Source organism: Robiginitalea sp. SC105, from assembly GCF_014243345.1.
GTDB lineage: Bacteria > Bacteroidota > Bacteroidia > Flavobacteriales > Flavobacteriaceae > Robiginitalea.
The window spans coordinates 979,867-996,711 of sequence record NZ_JACLZF010000002.1 but is presented as its reverse complement, the minus strand read 5'-3'; the positions used below and the strand labels follow the sequence as shown (position 1 = coordinate 996,711).

At 52.7% G+C, this 16,845-nt stretch carries 6 protein-coding genes; 1 reads left to right on the top strand and 5 read right to left on the bottom strand.

The annotated features are described in order from the left end of the window. The first annotated feature begins 268 nt into the window (after nucleotides 1-268). Complete coding sequence (locus H7F20_RS13455; protein ID WP_185786686.1) at nucleotides 269-1,009, top strand: tyrosine-protein phosphatase; 741 nt, start codon at nucleotides 269-271, stop codon at nucleotides 1,007-1,009. 114 nt (nucleotides 1,010-1,123) lie between these two features. On the opposite strand, the gene H7F20_RS13450 is transcribed toward H7F20_RS13455, so the two are convergent. The 5 genes from H7F20_RS13450 to H7F20_RS13430 form a co-directional block, all read right to left on the bottom strand. Continuing rightward, nucleotides 1,124-10,216 (bottom strand): PKD domain-containing protein, encoded by a 9,093-nt coding sequence (locus H7F20_RS13450; protein ID WP_185786685.1) that lies wholly within the window; start codon nucleotides 10,214-10,216, stop codon nucleotides 1,124-1,126. A gap of 255 nt (nucleotides 10,217-10,471) precedes the next feature. Further along, nucleotides 10,472-12,859: a polysaccharide biosynthesis tyrosine autokinase gene (locus tag H7F20_RS13445; RefSeq protein WP_185786684.1), complete on the bottom strand. Its 2,388-nt coding sequence runs from the start codon at nucleotides 12,857-12,859 to the stop codon at nucleotides 10,472-10,474. A gap of 27 nt (nucleotides 12,860-12,886) precedes the next feature. Beyond that, on the bottom strand, nucleotides 12,887-13,660 hold the full coding sequence (locus H7F20_RS13440) for a polysaccharide biosynthesis/export family protein (protein WP_185786683.1): 774 nt from the start codon (nucleotides 13,658-13,660) through the stop codon (nucleotides 12,887-12,889). 37 nt (nucleotides 13,661-13,697) lie between these two features. Continuing rightward, nucleotides 13,698-15,644: a nucleoside-diphosphate sugar epimerase/dehydratase gene (locus tag H7F20_RS13435; protein ID WP_185786682.1), complete on the bottom strand. Its 1,947-nt coding sequence runs from the start codon at nucleotides 15,642-15,644 to the stop codon at nucleotides 13,698-13,700. Next, nucleotides 15,637-16,731 (bottom strand): DegT/DnrJ/EryC1/StrS aminotransferase family protein, encoded by a 1,095-nt coding sequence (locus tag H7F20_RS13430; protein ID WP_185786681.1) that lies wholly within the window; start codon nucleotides 16,729-16,731, stop codon nucleotides 15,637-15,639. Before H7F20_RS13430 ends, H7F20_RS13435 begins: the two co-directional genes overlap by 8 nt. Between the last annotated feature and the right edge of the window lie 114 nt (nucleotides 16,732-16,845).

Below are 16,845 nucleotides of genomic sequence, written 5' to 3'. Positions count from 1 at the left end.
GCCTGTCTTAAACAAATCCTGTGGGAGAAATAGCCCTTTGATAACATTTTATAACATTTGGGGCTGGGTATCGGGGTTTCTTTAGGGGTTTGTTAACAGTTCGGGGGTCTGAGAAAAAGGGAAGGCCCCCAAAGTGAAAACGGTCAGAAGTCTGCTGCCTCCGACATGTGTACCCCCATGGTCGGGTGAACCCATACGGAAACCAGATTCGACCGATCAACGGAGTTTTCCAAATTGAGAAACGCTATTTTTGTAGGAACTTTGCAGTATGTTCAGTTTTTTTGAAAAAAAGCGATACCTGGTAGACCACCTGGAAGATTTTGTGGATATCCACAACCATATCCTTCCGGGCATCGACGACGGTGCTGCCGATCTGGAAGCGTCCCTTGGGCTCGTCCGGGAGTTCGGGGAACTGGGTATCCACCGCTTTATAGCTACCCCCCATATCCTGCAACCACTTCATCCCAACAACAGGGAAACCATCGAGGCTGCCCACGATCAACTGATGGATGCGCTCATGGACCATAAAATGAACGACGTGGCTGTTGAACCCGCCGCGGAACACATGATTGACGATACATTTGAACTCCTGCTGAAGGAAGATGGGGTCATGCCCCTGCGCAACCGCTACCTGCTCGTGGAGATGTCGTACCTGCAGCCTTCCTTGAATTTCGATGAATGCATCGTAGAAATTTCACGCAAGGGCTTTACGCCCATCCTCGCTCACCCGGAGCGGTATATGTACCTCCACAAACAGAAGGGCCATTATCGCAAGTATGCCCAAAAGGGCACCCTGTTTCAACTGAACTTCCTCAGCCTGGGCGATTACTACGGGAGTGAGGTGCAGAAAATGGCGTTTGAGCTACTGGACGAGGAACTTGTTGACTTTGTCGCCTCCGATGCCCACGGCATCAAACACCTTCATGCACTCAAGGAAATCCGGCTGTCCCGAAAACGGATGCAGCAGGTTGAAATCGTAATTCAACATACTATCGAAGCTTTTTACTAAACGTCAATTGTACTTCAGGCCGTGGGCCAAGATATTTTGTGATTGTCAAAAAACGTGACCGACAAAAAAAAAAGACCCGCCTCAGCGGGTCTTTTTGTTATTGGCAATCGCTATTTAATTGGTAATAAGAACCTTTAACAATATAACCTCTCCGGTATTAAATTCGAGGGTTACATAGTAAAGGCCTACACCAACCGCGGCCACATCCAAGTTATAAACCTGGTCAGTTAACCCATTTGTTTCAGGATTGAACTCCCGGACCAGTTTGCCCGTGTAATCGTGCAGGAATATATCTGTGATATTTTTATCGGCTGGCATATTCCTGACCTCGATTTCAACCAAACCATTGCGGGAAGGGTTTATGACGATTGCGCTCATGGAGTCTTCTCCTCCGGGGATGCCTTCTGTGACTACAATGGTCAGCGTAGCGGTATCGGTGAGCCCATCCGCGTCGGTAACCGTGAGGACCACCGTGTATTCTCCCGGTTCTTCAAAAATATGCTCCGGATCCACCTCCGTGGATGTATTGCCGTCGTCAAAGTTCCACAGGAAACTGGTAATTCCGAAATCGTCTGTCGAGTTGCGCCCGGTGAATTGGACTATCAGTGGCGCATCCCCGCTTGCAGGGGTGGCACTGGCAACAGCATTCGGTGCCACGTTTCCGGGTGTTCCCTCCTGAACGGTAACCGAAACCTCGTCAAACCCGGTTTGGCCGTCATCGTCTGTGACAGTCAGTCGGAATATATAGGTCCCGAGAACCAGGTCCGCCGCAGTCAGGTCCGCACTGCCGCTGCCGCTTAAGGTAGCCGCTGCGGGCCCACTTTCCTGCGTCCAGAGGTAGGTCACTATAGCTCCACCATCGGGGTCTGTGGCCGTACTGGAAAGGAGTACGGAGTTCACCGGCAACACGATATTCTGGTCCGGTCCTGCGTCCACAACCGGGGCCTGCAGCTGCGGCAGGACGGTCACAGTGACTTCGTCAAAGCCGGTAGCATCTTCGTCATCCGTAGCTGTCAGCCTGAAAACATAGGAACCTTCCACAAGTCCACCGGCAGTCAGTTCCGGGGTATCCGCCCCACTCAGGGTAGCTGTTGAAGGCCCGCTCTCCTGTGTCCAGAGGTAGGTCACTATGGCTCCCCCATCCGGGTCGGAGGCCGAACCTGGAAGTATTACGCTGTTGGTCGGGAGGGTGATTTCCTGGTCGGCACCGGCATTAACCACCGGGGGAAGCAAGGTGTTCTCCGGCAACACGTTGACGGTAACCTCATCAAAGCCGGTGTCCCCTTCATCGTCCGTAGCGGTCAGGCGAAATACATAGGTGCCTTCGACCAAAGCGCTGGCTGTCAGTTCGGGTGTATCAACCCCATTAAGGGGGGCAGTTGCCGGGCCACTCTCCTGTGTCCAGAGGTAGGTAACAATAGTCCCGCCATCCGGATCTGTGGCCGAACCTGGCAACACGGCCGTATTGACTGGCAGCACAATATCCTGGTCGGCTCCCGCAGCGACAACCGGAGGAAACAGCTGTGGCAATACCGTGACGGTGACCTCATCAAAACCGGTCTCCGCTTCATCATCCGTGGCCGTCAGGCGGAATACATAAGTACCTACTACCAAGTCGCTGGCAGTCAGTTCCGGCGTATTTGCCCCACTGAGGGTGGCAGTGCCCGGACCGCTTTCCTGTGTCCACAGGTAAGAGGCAATCGCGCCTCCGTCGGGATCCGTGGCCGAACCTGGCAACACCACATTATTGACAGGGATGGTGATTTCCTGGTCAGGTCCCGCATCCACAAGGGGCGGCTGGGAGTCAAAGAGGACCGTTACCGTGACCTCATCAAAGCCGGTCTCCGCTTCATCATCCGTAACCGTCAGGCGGAACACATAATTTCCTTCTATCAGGTCACCGGCAGTGAGCACCGCCGAATCCGCACCACTGAGAGTAGCGGTTGAAGGTCCACTCTGTTGTGTCCATAAAAAGTCGGTGATGACTCCCCCGTCCGGATCGGTCGCGGATCCGGAAAGGACCACGCTATTGGTGGGCAGGGTGATCTCCTGGTCAACACCGGCATCAGCAACAGGGGGTTGGCTCGGACCTGCAACAACCTCTATGGTAATACTGTTCGTATCTGAATTGCTGTCCCCGTCCGTGACGGTCAGATCCACCACATAGGTGCCCGGGGTATTGAAGGTATATTGCGGGTCTGCCTCATTGGAAGTCCCCCCATCTTTGAAGTCCCAGGCATAGGATACCACGCCCACGTCATCCAGGGAGTTGCTGCCTGTGAACTGCACGGTCAACGGAGCTTCACCGCTTACCGGATCCGCCTCCGGAACTGCAATCAAGTCGCCATTGGCGCCGATGATCCACTGGAAATCCACCGTAGTTTCCTCCGCGGTTACATCGTCTGTCACCGTTACCTGTACGTCGTATGGACTGTTGGCCGAAGCACCCGGGCCGCTTCCAGTCGGGGATTCCGGAAGGGCATCCAACTGGGCCCCGCTAAAATTGTAGTCATCTTTTTTGTATAACACAATTTTATCTATAGCATGTCCCAGGGAACGCTCCGAAATCTCCATGGTATACGTGCCAGGGTTCACGAACCACACGTAGATGTTGTGGTTGTCATTGTCGCTGGTCCAGGCTTCCCATTCGTAAACTTCCGGGGAACCACCCGATTTATAAATCTTGAAGAACCCGTTGCTGGTGCTCCCATTGGGCGTGGTTGCAGCACTTTCACGGATGCTTCCAACCGGAAAGAGCACTTCATTCTGGGCGCCCTGCAGGTTGGCAATCATCTGGGCTTCCGTACCCGGGTCCCCGGCCGAATTGTCTGTCGCAAAGAACCAGGTATTACTGTCATTCGCAAAGCGCAGCCAGGCATCATTCTCTTCGGTCGGGTCAGCCCCACTGTAAAAGCTGTTCCAGATCACCCGATAAACGCCCGGGGTGGTGATATTTATCTGATACGGGATCGTACCGCCATTCTGGTTGTTGAAGCTATTGGTGCCGGCAATGATCCCCGTTTCTCCGTCCGCATTGGTCGTGGACCAGTTGGGGACTAGCGTACCGGATTCGGCCTCAATGGCGACCACCCCGTTCTGTTCGGTGAAACCACTTCCGCCTCCGCTGCCGTTGGAAATGGTCCCGGAAATCACGCCGGTATCCGGATCGATGGAGAGGTTGGGCGGTAAACCGGTTGCCGCATAGGTCAGACTATTCGGGCCACTGGCTATAACCGGGAGGCTGATCACATCCCCTTCATAGTTAAACTGGTTTCCGGGGTTGGTCACGTCCACGGTCAGGGCTGCGTTGTTGGTGAGCGCAATGCTGACGGATGACGCTGCACCGTATTCGATCAGGAGCGCGGCTACACGATCCGCACCGGTACCCGATAGGGATACCGAAACGGTCTGCGATTCCCCTGCTCCCAGCAACGCATTGGCTAATTCGCCCGAGTCGATGCTAAAGTCTGCTGCGTCCGGCCCGGTCAGGGTCATGGAACGGATAAAGATGCCCTGATTCCCGTCTGTAAGATCCAATTGGATATCCTCGGAAGTACCATCGGCAATCACCACCGATGCAGGGGCTGCTAACGTACTGGCGACACTCGGGGTGCCCTGAGGGGCATCCTGTCCGAGCACTTCCATGTTCAGCTGATTTCCGCCTCCCAGGTTCGGGGAGCCGGCCGTAACATAGAGCCCGCTTCCGGAGACAATGGCCTGTGTCCCGTGCCTTTGGAAATTCAGGTCGTCCAAACGCGTCCAGGTGCCGGATGCAGGGTCATATTCCTCTGTAACCTGCAGGGCGCCTGAGGTATTTACGCCATACACCAATTCGTTGGATACTTCACCACCCGCCACGATCAGCTTTCCATTGAAATTGGCAACAGCAGGCGCGCCCCTGGGAGTTGGCAGGTTCTGGCCCGCCGGCAAGGAACTCCAGGTCCCGGAAGTAAAGTTGTACACGTCTACCTCAGGGATTACCGGTTTGTAGACACCCTGGGTACCCCCGGACAGGCGGCCCCCGACAGCGTAGAGGTTATCCCCAATTACAGCCGCATGGAAGTGGTCCCGGGCCCTCGGCGCATCGGCAAGTGGTGTCCAGGTACCTGTGGCCGGGTCGTATTCGTCAAACCAGGCGACGTAGCCCCCATCGTGCCCGTCGGTATTCCCGGCCAGCACATAGAATTTATCATTGTAAACTACCAGGCCTGCGGACCCGCGCTTACGGGCCTGTGGGATTTCAGGACCCTGTATCCATTCCTCATTGGCCGGATCGAACATCCAGATAAAGTCGGCCGGGGACTCGTTGGGAAACAAGTTATCCTTGAAGGCGCCGATCACCCAGATAAGACCTTGATATTCGATTGCCTGGTAGTGGTTGAATTCAACCGGTGCCGAATCCGTCAGGGAAGACCAGGTATTGGTTGCATAGTCGTATACATCCAGGGTCTGCGCATTCTCCCGGCCGCCCATCAGGTAGAATTTATCGCCGGCCTGAACAAAAGAACACTCATGCCTTGCGGTATAGTTCTCATCTTCATTTTTATCCGTCCAAAGCAATGTCTGGGATACCGTCCACGTAAATACCTGGGTTGCGGGTGCTGATCCCGGGCGCATGACCGTAACCCGGGTAGTATGTACCCCGTCAGCATTGGGGCCGCCGAAACCGGCTTCAAAAGCCACTGTACCTGAAATCTGCCCGGTGTTGGGGTCAATACCAATACCCTGAGGCTGTCCGGAGATATAAAATGTACTCGAAGCACCGGGATCTCCGCCGCTGGCGTTTGCCGAGAAACTGACGCTTTCCCCCCCGCCATTGTTCCGGTCACTGATTGGGTTCAAGGTCAGGTCAGAGAAATCATTGACAAAAACCTCAATTGCGCGTATAGCCGGGTTTTCTACCACATGGCCAAAGCGGATATTCAGCACATCGTCCGAAACGGTTACAGGGAAACTCAGAACCCCGCCGACCAGGTGTCCGAAAGTGGTAATCATATCAAAGTCGTCCGCCACCAACACATCTTCAAGGAAGATATCAAACAGGCGTTGTCCGGGTTGGCTTGCCTCGGCAAAGTCGTTGCCTACATATAGGTTTACTACATAGTCCCCATTTCCTATCGGTAGGGTGTACTCCATTTCAGGGGCCACCGGGCCATCATAGCGTTCTTCCGCATACAAGGCATTGAAAGTAGCCGCGTCGATATAGGCAGGAACCGAAACATCGCGTTGATCATAGGATAGTCCCCCAATTAATGACCTGAGGCCGGTATTTACGGAATAATTGCCCCCGCTCTGGGATCCGGAGGAACTGTTGTCTTCCCAATCCAGATAAATATCTGTGCTTGCCACAGAGGTGCCCGCCGCATTGATCCTATAACCTGCAGCTTCAATTACGGTCCACTCAAAGTTGATGGTTACCGCATCACTGGTCAGGCCGTCGTTGTCGTCCACTGTGATAGAGACATTGTAAGGGCTTCCGGCCGTGGCAGAGGGGTCGATGGTTCCCCCAATCTGCCCGTTGGTCGGTTCTATAGTCAGGCCGGTGGGCAGACCCGTGGCGGTGTAATTCAGGTTCCCATCCCCACCGATGGCGTTTACACCGAGGCTACCGCCCAGTTGCTGCCCGGTATTCCCGATCTGATCGGCTATCGGGTTAACATAGATCGGGGTTTCGTTATCCGGGGCATCCAGGATTTCGATTGCATTGATCAATGGGTTCTCGATGGCGCCGTGGATGAAGGAAATATCAATAGCCCCGTCCGTTACATTCAGGATATGGGTAATCACTGTGCCTACCTGGTGCCCATACGTGCCCGAAAGGTCGATATCGTTGAGCAACGGGAGCGTGGCGCCTTCAATGGTAACGTCAAATATACGTTCCCCGGGCTGGGAGGTCTCTGCAAAACTATTGCCCATATAAAGGCGTACTTCGTAATTGCCCTCCAGGGCTACCGGGAAGGAATAGGTCATATTCGGAGGTCCTGGATTCAGGTCGTAGCGTTCCGTGGCATAAATCTCCAAAGGAGTGGTCGTCTGGTTGACGGAGCCATCTACCGGCATGGTTGAGGAATTGAAAACCCTGTTGGTTGCCGGCTCTACAAGGTACTGGGAGTTCTGGGAATTCAGGTCCACCTCCCAGTCTAAGCCGCCGTCAATGGCGGTAAGTGCCGGCCCCCCGGTATTGACGCGGTACAGGACAATGGGAGCATCCGTAATGGTGACCGTAAAGGTCTGCTCTACAAAAAAGCCATCGAGGTCCGTAGCGCGGACGGTAATATCGGCTATTTCGGGAGTAGCCGGGTAACTCAAGGTTAAAATATTTCCGCTTATCACCGCCCCAATTGCCGGGTTGCTATTGGATTCCACGGTATATGTCAGGTTGGCATCGCCTCCATCGTCTTCGAAAAAGGCATCAAGGTCATTATCTTCGTCCGCTGTGCTGATCACCCGCGTTATATCCGGGATTTGCTGCTCGATGGTCGGCACCTCCCCGATGACATTCAAAAAGTCCCAGGTGCCTTCCAGTTCAACGCCGGGCGTCCCTGAAGTACCTGTAAATCCAACCGCCAGGTCCGTATTGGCATCCTGAATCGCCGTTAGGATACTACCCTGGGCGGTAATCGTCCCTATAGAAGTTCGCGCCCCGCCGTCAATGGCGTATTCAAGGTCCACTTCTCCTGTGGCCGGATCGATCACAAAATAAAACTGGATATCACTTGAAGGCCTTGCACCCACTGCAATCGGGATATTGATCGGAGTTTGGGGTACATCGTTAATTTCCTGCAAGGCGGTAATACCGTCTACTGTCAGGACTACCTTGATGTAATTGCTCTGGGTACCGTCCCCGATGAAATGTCCCAGCTCGCCGCCAACGGCGGCCGAGTTCCCATAAAGGCGCAAGGGGCCGGTCAGTCCCACCAGGTTCCCAATCACGGTGGTAATCCCGGTATTCTGATCGATCTGTATGCCATACTGGTACCCTTTCTCCTGGGTATTGGTGGCTCCGAAACATGTACCTGAGGTCATATGCGAAGTCATCAGCCCGGGAGCCCCGCCCAATACGTCGTTTGGATTCGGATCGTTCGGGTCGTCCCTGCGGTCCAGCCAGTCGAGCCAGTTGGCACCCGTATCCCCGTTGTTCATCAGGCCGGTCATCCCCAGGCCAAAGATCCCGCCCAATCCCTGTTGGTCATTGAACAGGTCGTTCTGAACCGGGAGTTCAAAGGCGTCGCTTCCCCCCGTGGCCGGGTCACCCAGCTGGAAGGGGTCCAAAGCGTCTGCAATCCCATCAGCGTCATCGTCTGCATCATTTAAATCGGAAACCAATGGATCGCCGGCCACCTTGTCCCAGTCACCGGGCTGAGAACCGCCGTTACAGGGGTCGGTCCCGTTGTCCTCTTCGTCCTGGTTGGTATAACCATCGGAATCGTTGTCCGCATTCGGGTCATATCCGGGTTCACCGGGGCCAATACACTCGACAAAGTCCTGGGGTTCAAATATCTGAATCACGCCATTGAGCGTACCTACCCAAATGGTTCCCGGGAAAATCTGGGCGTCCGAATTACAGGTGAGCCCCAGCGGGTTCCCTGCCAAACCTGGCAGGAAACTGGAAGTAAGATTCTGAAGTGAACCATTAGGATTAAGCTCTACCCTTCGAAGAACATGAGGATTTCCACTTGCCCCGGCAATTAGATTCCCCTGCATTATGCCGCCAAAATTGGAAGCGGTATACTCAGCAATAGCATTGGTATTTGTACCCCAGTTGGTTACCGGGTTGTCATCCGGGCCATCCGGGTTGAAAATCCCCGGACCGCGCCAGTCCCCTTCCACGCCGTTAGCGTTTTGCACAGGCGGCCAGTTGGCTGGGAGGGCAATGCTGGGGTCTGTGGTATAGCCAGCCCCGCGGGAACCGTCCGGATCGTAGATCAGCGTACGGAAAACAGCCCCGGACAAGCCGCTTGCCGCAGGGGCCGTAAACAAACCTGCACCATTCGGGTTGGCCCGGGTCGGGTTGGGGTGCCCCCCGTAATACGTCCCGGCGCTGTAATTCTGAATGTCCGTCGTCACCAGTTGCAGATGGTCTTTGTTATTAATCTGCTCGCCACCGGAAGCAGACTGGCTGCCGGGTTCCAACGGGTCGTAATTATTGGTAACGCTGGCGGTTCCTTCATTTTCGGGGAATCCTCCCCACCCTTGGTTCGCGCCGTTGTCGGTTACGTACAGGGCACCGCTTTCGGTAACTACGAGGTCATAAGCATTCCGGTAACCCGGGGAATAGATTTGTACCGGCCCGCCGGGAACGACGATGGCCTGGTTAAGGCCGTCATTGCCCCCGAAGGGATCGTTTACATCCACCCCGTTGTATCCGGGCGAATCCGGATCCGTGATACCATTCGCATTGGCCCGGGTCGGGTCGTCCAGGGTAGGCAGGTCATAGATATAATTACGCCCATTGCCGTCTGTGTTGATCGGCATGGATTCCAGCATGTCCAGGTTGATGGAAAGCACGGCGCCTGACAACGCATATTCGCACGTATAAACAAAATTTGTCGAAGGGGCGCCCCCATTGGTGATCCCTCCGGAAGCGACAATCAGGAAGTCTGTCCCATTGATATTCACCAGTTCCAGGCCATTCGTGGCGTGGTTCTCCTCGGACCGGGGCAGTCCCCGAACCATATCCACCACATCCCAGGAACTCCCGTTCCAGGAGAACCGGGTAATGATGCCCGAATTCGTATCCAGGTCCACATCCCCATTTCCCCCGCCGGCACCTGCACCGATCCGGAAATCACTTGAACTAACGTAGATCACTGGGTTCTGGACCGTACCGCCCACGGTAAGGCCGGTGGTTTCCCGGCTACTACAATCCCCGCTGGCACCGCTGCAGGGCGTACCATCATCGTCATGGTTTACGATATCCTTCACCCCTGTCAGGGTTTCCATCGCTATGACCGAATAGCTCGTAGGTCCAGATCGTTCAATAGTAGCCACCTTTATGGTTCCTGGATATTCTGCGATATATAAGCGGCCGTCCGGGCCAAATTCCAGAGCAGTAACCCCGGAAGACACATTTGCGAAACTGCCAAAGGAGAGTTGGCTCTCTGCAAAATTGATCTGAGAATATCCTTCCTGGGCAACCAGGAAGAGGACAGGAAGAAGGAAAAGTGATTTTAAACCGTTAAAGAGGCTCGGGTAATTTTTTTTCATTTCAACAACTGTTAGTGCGCAATTTTTTTTCGGTAAACCCCCAATGTCCAAAGATAAACCATGACCCGGGCCCTATGAAAAAGGCCCGGCTAAAATCGATTAAGCGGGAGGGTTCTTCGGTAAACGACACGGCCAGATGCTAGCCGCTGATTTCCAACAAATAAATGGGGTTTTTAAACTTTCATTAAAGGCCCGCTACTTAAAAAAGAGCATCCTCAAAATCTGGAATCGGGCTCAGATTTTCAACAAAGGACCTCAGCCCAGTTTCCACCATTTTTTCATGGTCTTTCCATACCCATAGCCGTATTTGCCCCCATACCCCAGGTTGGATTCCTTGACATTGTTCACGATAAAGGCAAGGCTTGGGAGCTTGCCCTCCTTTCTGAGCTTCATCGGAAAGTCCAGCACTTTCAACTGGGTCATCCCCGCACGCATCACATAGAGGACAATATCCGCGTACTGGCTGATTAACAGCGTGTCGGAGACCACCATGAGCGGGGCTGTATCCACTATTACGTAATCGTATTTTTCCGACGCTTCTTCCAACAGGTGGTGCATCCGCTCGCTCATCAGCAATTCTGCCGGGTTCGGTGGGATCCGCCCGGAGTAGATCACATCGATTTCCTGTTCATTGGCCAGCAGCGTGTTGATTATCTGCCTGGAGGTCAGCGAGCGGTCGATAAGGAATTCAGTAAGTCCCTGTATATCAGTTGATCGTCTGGGTCGGTTCAGTTGGTCCACATTCTTGCCCGAGTAGAACTGATAGATCTTTGGGTTCCGGATATCCGCCCCGATCAGCAGGACCTTCTTGCCCGTGTTCGCATAGATCATGGCCAGGTTCGAAGAAATCAGCGTTTTCCCTTCACCCGGTACGCTGGAGGTCACGTAGATCAGGTTGTGTTTCCGGGAGCCGGCGCCGCGTTTGGCGCGAATAAGGTAGTCCAGGTTGGTCCGGAGGATCCGCAGGGATTCGGCCAGCACGGTCCGTTCGCCCGTTTTTACGAGGGTACTCTCCTTTTTCCCAAGTTTTGGGAGCTCCGCGAGTACCGGGATAGACCCCGTGATCTTTTCGATCTGCACCTTGTTGTGTACCTTGTCGTCTAGTAATTGCCCTATATAAATTAAACCAAAAGGAATAAGCATCCCAAAAATGAAGGCTGCCAAATAGATAATGGGCTTTTTGGGGGATACCGGGAATTCGCTTACCCCATAGGCCCTGTCCACGATTTTGGATTTTGGTGCCGCAGAAGCAAAAGCAATCTGGGATTCCTCCCGCTTCTGCAAGAGATAGAGATACAGAGATTCCGTGGTTTGCTGCTGACGGGCAATGTCCCTAAGGGCGCGCTCGTTACCGGGGGCGGAATATATGCGGGAATTGATCCGGGACAACTGACCGCTCAGGTTATTTACCTGTAGAGTCAGGTTGTTGGTCATGCTGTTCAGGCTGGATTGCAGGTTGCGTTTCAGGCCTTCAATCTGTTGATCCAGGTTTACGATTATAGGGTTCCGCTCATTGGAACTCTTCAGCAGCCGCTGACGCTCCAAAACCAATTCATTATAGCGCGCCGTAGTCGTTGCAATCGTTGGGTCGTCAATACCGATATTCGAAGGCAGCAATTCGTAACCCTCCTGGTCATCGACGATATCCTGCATAGAAACAGCCATATTCAGCTGCATACTGGCATTGTCCAATTGTTGTCTACTTGTGGCACCCATATTCAGGTTGATACTTGATTGGGATGCCAAATCCGCTATACCCCTATCGGACTTATATTCTTCGGCTGTCTGATCCACGGTGGATAGGTCCCCGTAAATATCGCTAATCCGCTCGTTGATAAACTGGGAAGTGCGGTCTGCAATGGCCTTCTTGTCTGAAATAGCATTTTGATTATACGTATTGATAAGCGCATTCAGGATATCGATCCCTTTTTGCTCCACCGGGTCGTTCAACATTATGGAAACGATGTTCGAGTATTCGTCTGTAAGGGAAATCTGAATGTTTGCTTTTAGGGCCTGTGCCACGTCCCCGATCGGGTTGATATTAACAATGTACTCCCGCCCCATGAACTTGTTCATATCCATATCGTTGGGCAACAGGACGATGTCGCCCACCGGGGATTCAATGGTATTCCCGAAACTGTAGCGTTTAGCCGGTGAATCCTCGTCGGCCGTCAGATCAAATTCGGTTTCCGATACAATATCCACGACAAAACTGTCCTTGGCGAGGAAGATCAGAGAATCCGGTATCAGGTAATTGACCCGGAAAGGCGGATCTTTATAAATCAGGGTGTTGTGAATATTCCCTTTGGTGAAAATTTTGATGTTCAGTCCGAGCTGTTTTACCACCTCGATCAGATTGCTCCTGGAACTTAAAATTTCAACCTCGTCCTGTACCTGGGTATTCCCCCCCATAAAAAGGTCCAGGTCCCGGAAGGCCGTCATCTCAGTGGTGCCATTCTGGTCCTGGATAATCTGGATCTTGGCGTTTACGGCATACTGGGGTGTTGAATAGCGGATCAACAGGTATCCCAGGGCAAGGGCTACCACAACGCAGAAAGCGAACCACTTCCATCGCCTCATATAAGGGTTGAGGAGTTCCTTGTAATTTAGTGATTTGCCATTGCCGGCAGTAGGTACGTCCATAGACAGGGTGGGAAAATGAAATTTATATCAATTCGTACGTGTAATAATCAGTACTGTGGAGGTTATCAAAAGCGAAAACAATGACACATAGATACCGGCCCTTTGGTCAAGGTTCGTGGATTTGATACCCGAATTGTTGGGCTCCACATAAACCACATCGTTCTGGGTAAGATAATAGACCGGTGACTTCGTCATATCCTTGGATGTCATGTCGATGCGGTTATAGACTTTTGTGCCGTTGAAATCCCGGATTACCAGCACATTGGTCCGCACTGCGCGAAGCGATAGGTCGCCAGCCAGGCCAAGTGCTTCCAAAATGGTGATCTGTTCCCCGTTGACCGGATAGGTCCCCGGCCGGTTTACTTCCCCAAGCACGGTCACCGTAAAATTCCGCAGCCGGATGTTGATGATTGGGTCCTTCAGGTATTCGGACAGGCGTTCCCGGAGCAGGCTTCTCAACTCATCCGGGGACAATCCCTCGATTTTGACTTTCCCGATAACCGGGAAATCAATCATACCATCCTGGTCTACAAGATAGTCCACCTGTTCCGCACGAAAACCGCCCTCACTCTGCCCCCTATACAAGTTGAACGGGGCACTCGCCTCCGGATCCAAAGAAGACACATGAATGGAAACCAGGTCATCCACCTTGAATTTCGTACTAGTTTTTTGGTTATCTACAATGGTTTCAAAGCTTCCGGTATCCTGGAAATAAACCACATCCTTGCGGGAGGCACAGGAGCTGACGAATAGGGCCAGGAGGCCCAGGCATAGATAATTACTCAGATTGCATGTTCTCATGGTTGGATATTTGTTGGCGAATATAAGGGATAACTGCTCATATACTGAGATGACGGGGGGAGGACGGTTCTTTTTCGTTTTCGGGCTTCTCTTTTTCCCCGGGCTCGTCCAGCTTGCAGAATTCGGAATTCTTGGAAACGTATTCCGGGACGATCTTCTTCATGAGCCTCACCGTATCCCCACTGAAGAACATATTAGAGATACACAATTCGTCTATCATGGATCGCACATCGGTGTAATCCAGCTCCCGGACCTTGCTGATCATAATCTTTTTATGGTAGGTAGGCAGCGTATTTTCCCCGGATGCCAGCAATTCTTCATAGAGTTTTTCCCCCGGCCGCAGGCCCGTAATCTTGATATCGATATCCTCCGGATACCGCAGGCCGGAAAGCTTGATCATATTTTTGGCCAAATCAAAGATCTTTACGGACTCGCCCATGTCAAAGATGAAGATCTCACCGCCCTCGCCCATTGAAGCGGCCTCCAGTACCAACTGGGAAGCCTCGGGGATGGTCATGAAATAGCGCGTGATATCCTTGTGGGTAACTGTAAGCGGCCCCCCTTTTTCAATCTGCTTCCTAAACAATGGGATTACCGATCCGTTGGACCCGAGTACATTGCCGAAACGGGTGGTGATGAATTTGGTTTTTTGTTCCTGGTGCATACAGCTGATGTACATCTCCGCTATGCGTTTTGTCGCCCCCATGACATTGGTCGGGTTCACCGCCTTGTCGGTGGATACGAACACAAACTTTTCCACGCCATGGCTCAGGGACAGGTCTACCAAAGATTTGGTTCCTGCCACGTTGATTTTTATCGCCTCATAGGCATTGTATTCCATCAGGGGAACATGCTTGTAGGCCGCGGCATGGAATACGATATCCGGCTTGTGTTCCTGGAAATACACATTCATCCGGTTCTTGTCGCGGATATCCGCCACAACCGGGATGAAATTGTGGAAATTATTCTGTTTGAGCTCCATCTGAAGGTCATACAGGGCCGATTCTGCCTGGTCCAGTATAACCAGGGATTTATATTTGTAGTGGATGATTTGCCGGACAATTTCGCTGCCGATGGATCCGGCACCCCCGGTAACCAGAATGCTCTTGCCGTTCAGCTCATTCATGATCTTTGGGCTGCGGATGTCAATGGGCACACGGTTGAGGAGGTCCTCGATCTGCACCTGTTTGATCTGAGAAACTTTCAGTTCGCCGTTGATCCAGTTTTCCACAGGGGGGACGATCTTCACCTGTATCGGGAATTCCACCAGTTCTTCCACCAGTTCTTTCAGGAACCGGCTGTCTTCCCCGTGGATACTGACAATGATCTCGGCAATATTCTTTTTGTCGATGAAAAAAGCATTCAGTTCCTCCCTGCCATAAACGCGCACCCCGTTAATGATTTTCCCAACTTTCATCGGGTCGTCATCGATATAACCGATTACCTTGGAAGTGCTACCCGAATGCCCGGTAAGGGCATTATAGGTGACGATCCCGGCTTCCCCTGCCCCATAGATGAGCACATTTTTGGTAGGCTTAAACTGCTTGATCAGGTTAAAGAACATCGCCTTAAAAACATAGCGAGAGGCGGTGAGCGCAATAAAACTGATCAGGCTGTGGATGATGATGATGGATAGCGGGATGGTAAAACCTTCCAGGACGCCCATCTTCCTGTTGAAAATGACCATTGTAATGGCGAGGATGCTCGAGAGGCAGATGGCATTGAAAATGTTATAGACGTCCCGAACCCCTGTATGACGAACCACACCCTTATAGGATCCGGTGAGCAGGAACGCAATCAGGGCCACTCCACAGATTACCGGCAATTGCAGCAACAGGTTTTCCGTGGCAAAGTTCAGGGTGAGATTAAAACGGATCAGGTACGACAGGATGAATGAGACAAATACCAGACCGATGTCGATAGCCAGAACCAGCCATTTGGAGGCATAGCGGTGTGCGTTGTTGACAAGGTAGTTCTTAATCATTCTGTAGTGTTTTCGTTATAGTACCGACCACGCGATCCAGGTCTTCCCCAGAAAGGTTCGAACCGCTAGGCAGGCAAAGCCCCCGGTCAAACAAGTCCTCGCTAACCCCATTTAGATAATTCGGTGAATTTTCAAACACCGGCTGCAGGTGGAGGGGTTTCCAAAGTGGCCTGGATTCAATGTTTTCTTCCAATAGCGCCTTCCTGATTTTTTCACGGACCTCATATGAGGGTGTGAGCATACAGGTGAGCCAGCGGTTTGAATAATAGCCCTGTGGTTCTGCAAGGAACTCGATCCCGGGAATGCCCCCAAGGAAATTCCTGTAAAAGTCAAAATTCCTCCGGCGGGCTGTGACCCGATCATCCAGGACTTCCATCTGCCCACGGCCGATACCGGCCAGTACGTTGCTCATGCGGTAGTTATACCCCACGGTGGAATGCTGGTAGTGCGGGGCGTCATCGCGGGCCTGGGTGGCCAGGTAGACCGCACGTTCCTTCCATTCCTTCCTCGAGGTCACAAGCGCCCCGCCCCCCGAGGTGGTTATTATCTTATTCCCATTAAAGGATAAAATGGCGATATCCCCAAGGGTCCCGCAAGCTACCCCATTGTAGGTGCTTCCAAGGGACTCCGCACTGTCCTCCAGTACAGGAATACCATATTCCTGAGCCACCAAACCTATTGCTTCGGCGTTGTAGGGCATGCCATAAAGGTGTACGGCTACAATAGCCTTAGGTTTTTTGCCGGCGCGCATCCGGTCTTCTATTGCGTTTGCCAATAGGTTGGCATCCAGGTTCCAGGTATCCCGTTCACTGTCCACAAAAACGGGTCGGGCCCCCAAATAGCAAATGGGGTTGGCAGATGCAGAAAAAGTAAAACTCTGGCAAATTACCTCATCTCCCGGCTTGACCCCCAAAATTTCCAGACCCAGGTGCAGCGCCCCGGTACCGGAACTCAAGGCTGCTACCTCGACGGTTCCACCCAGTTGCAAGGCAATTGCCTCTTCAAAGCGGTCCACATTGGGTCCCAAAGGTGCAATCCAATTCGAGTCAAAAGCTTCATTCACGAAAGATTGCTCGCGTCCACCCATGTGGGGCGATGAAAGCCAGATTCTAGTTTTTGTAATGGTTTCCAATCAGATAGGTTCAGATTATTCGTTGCTCCCCGCAGGGAACAAGCACAAAAGGCAGCATAAAAGTAGCAT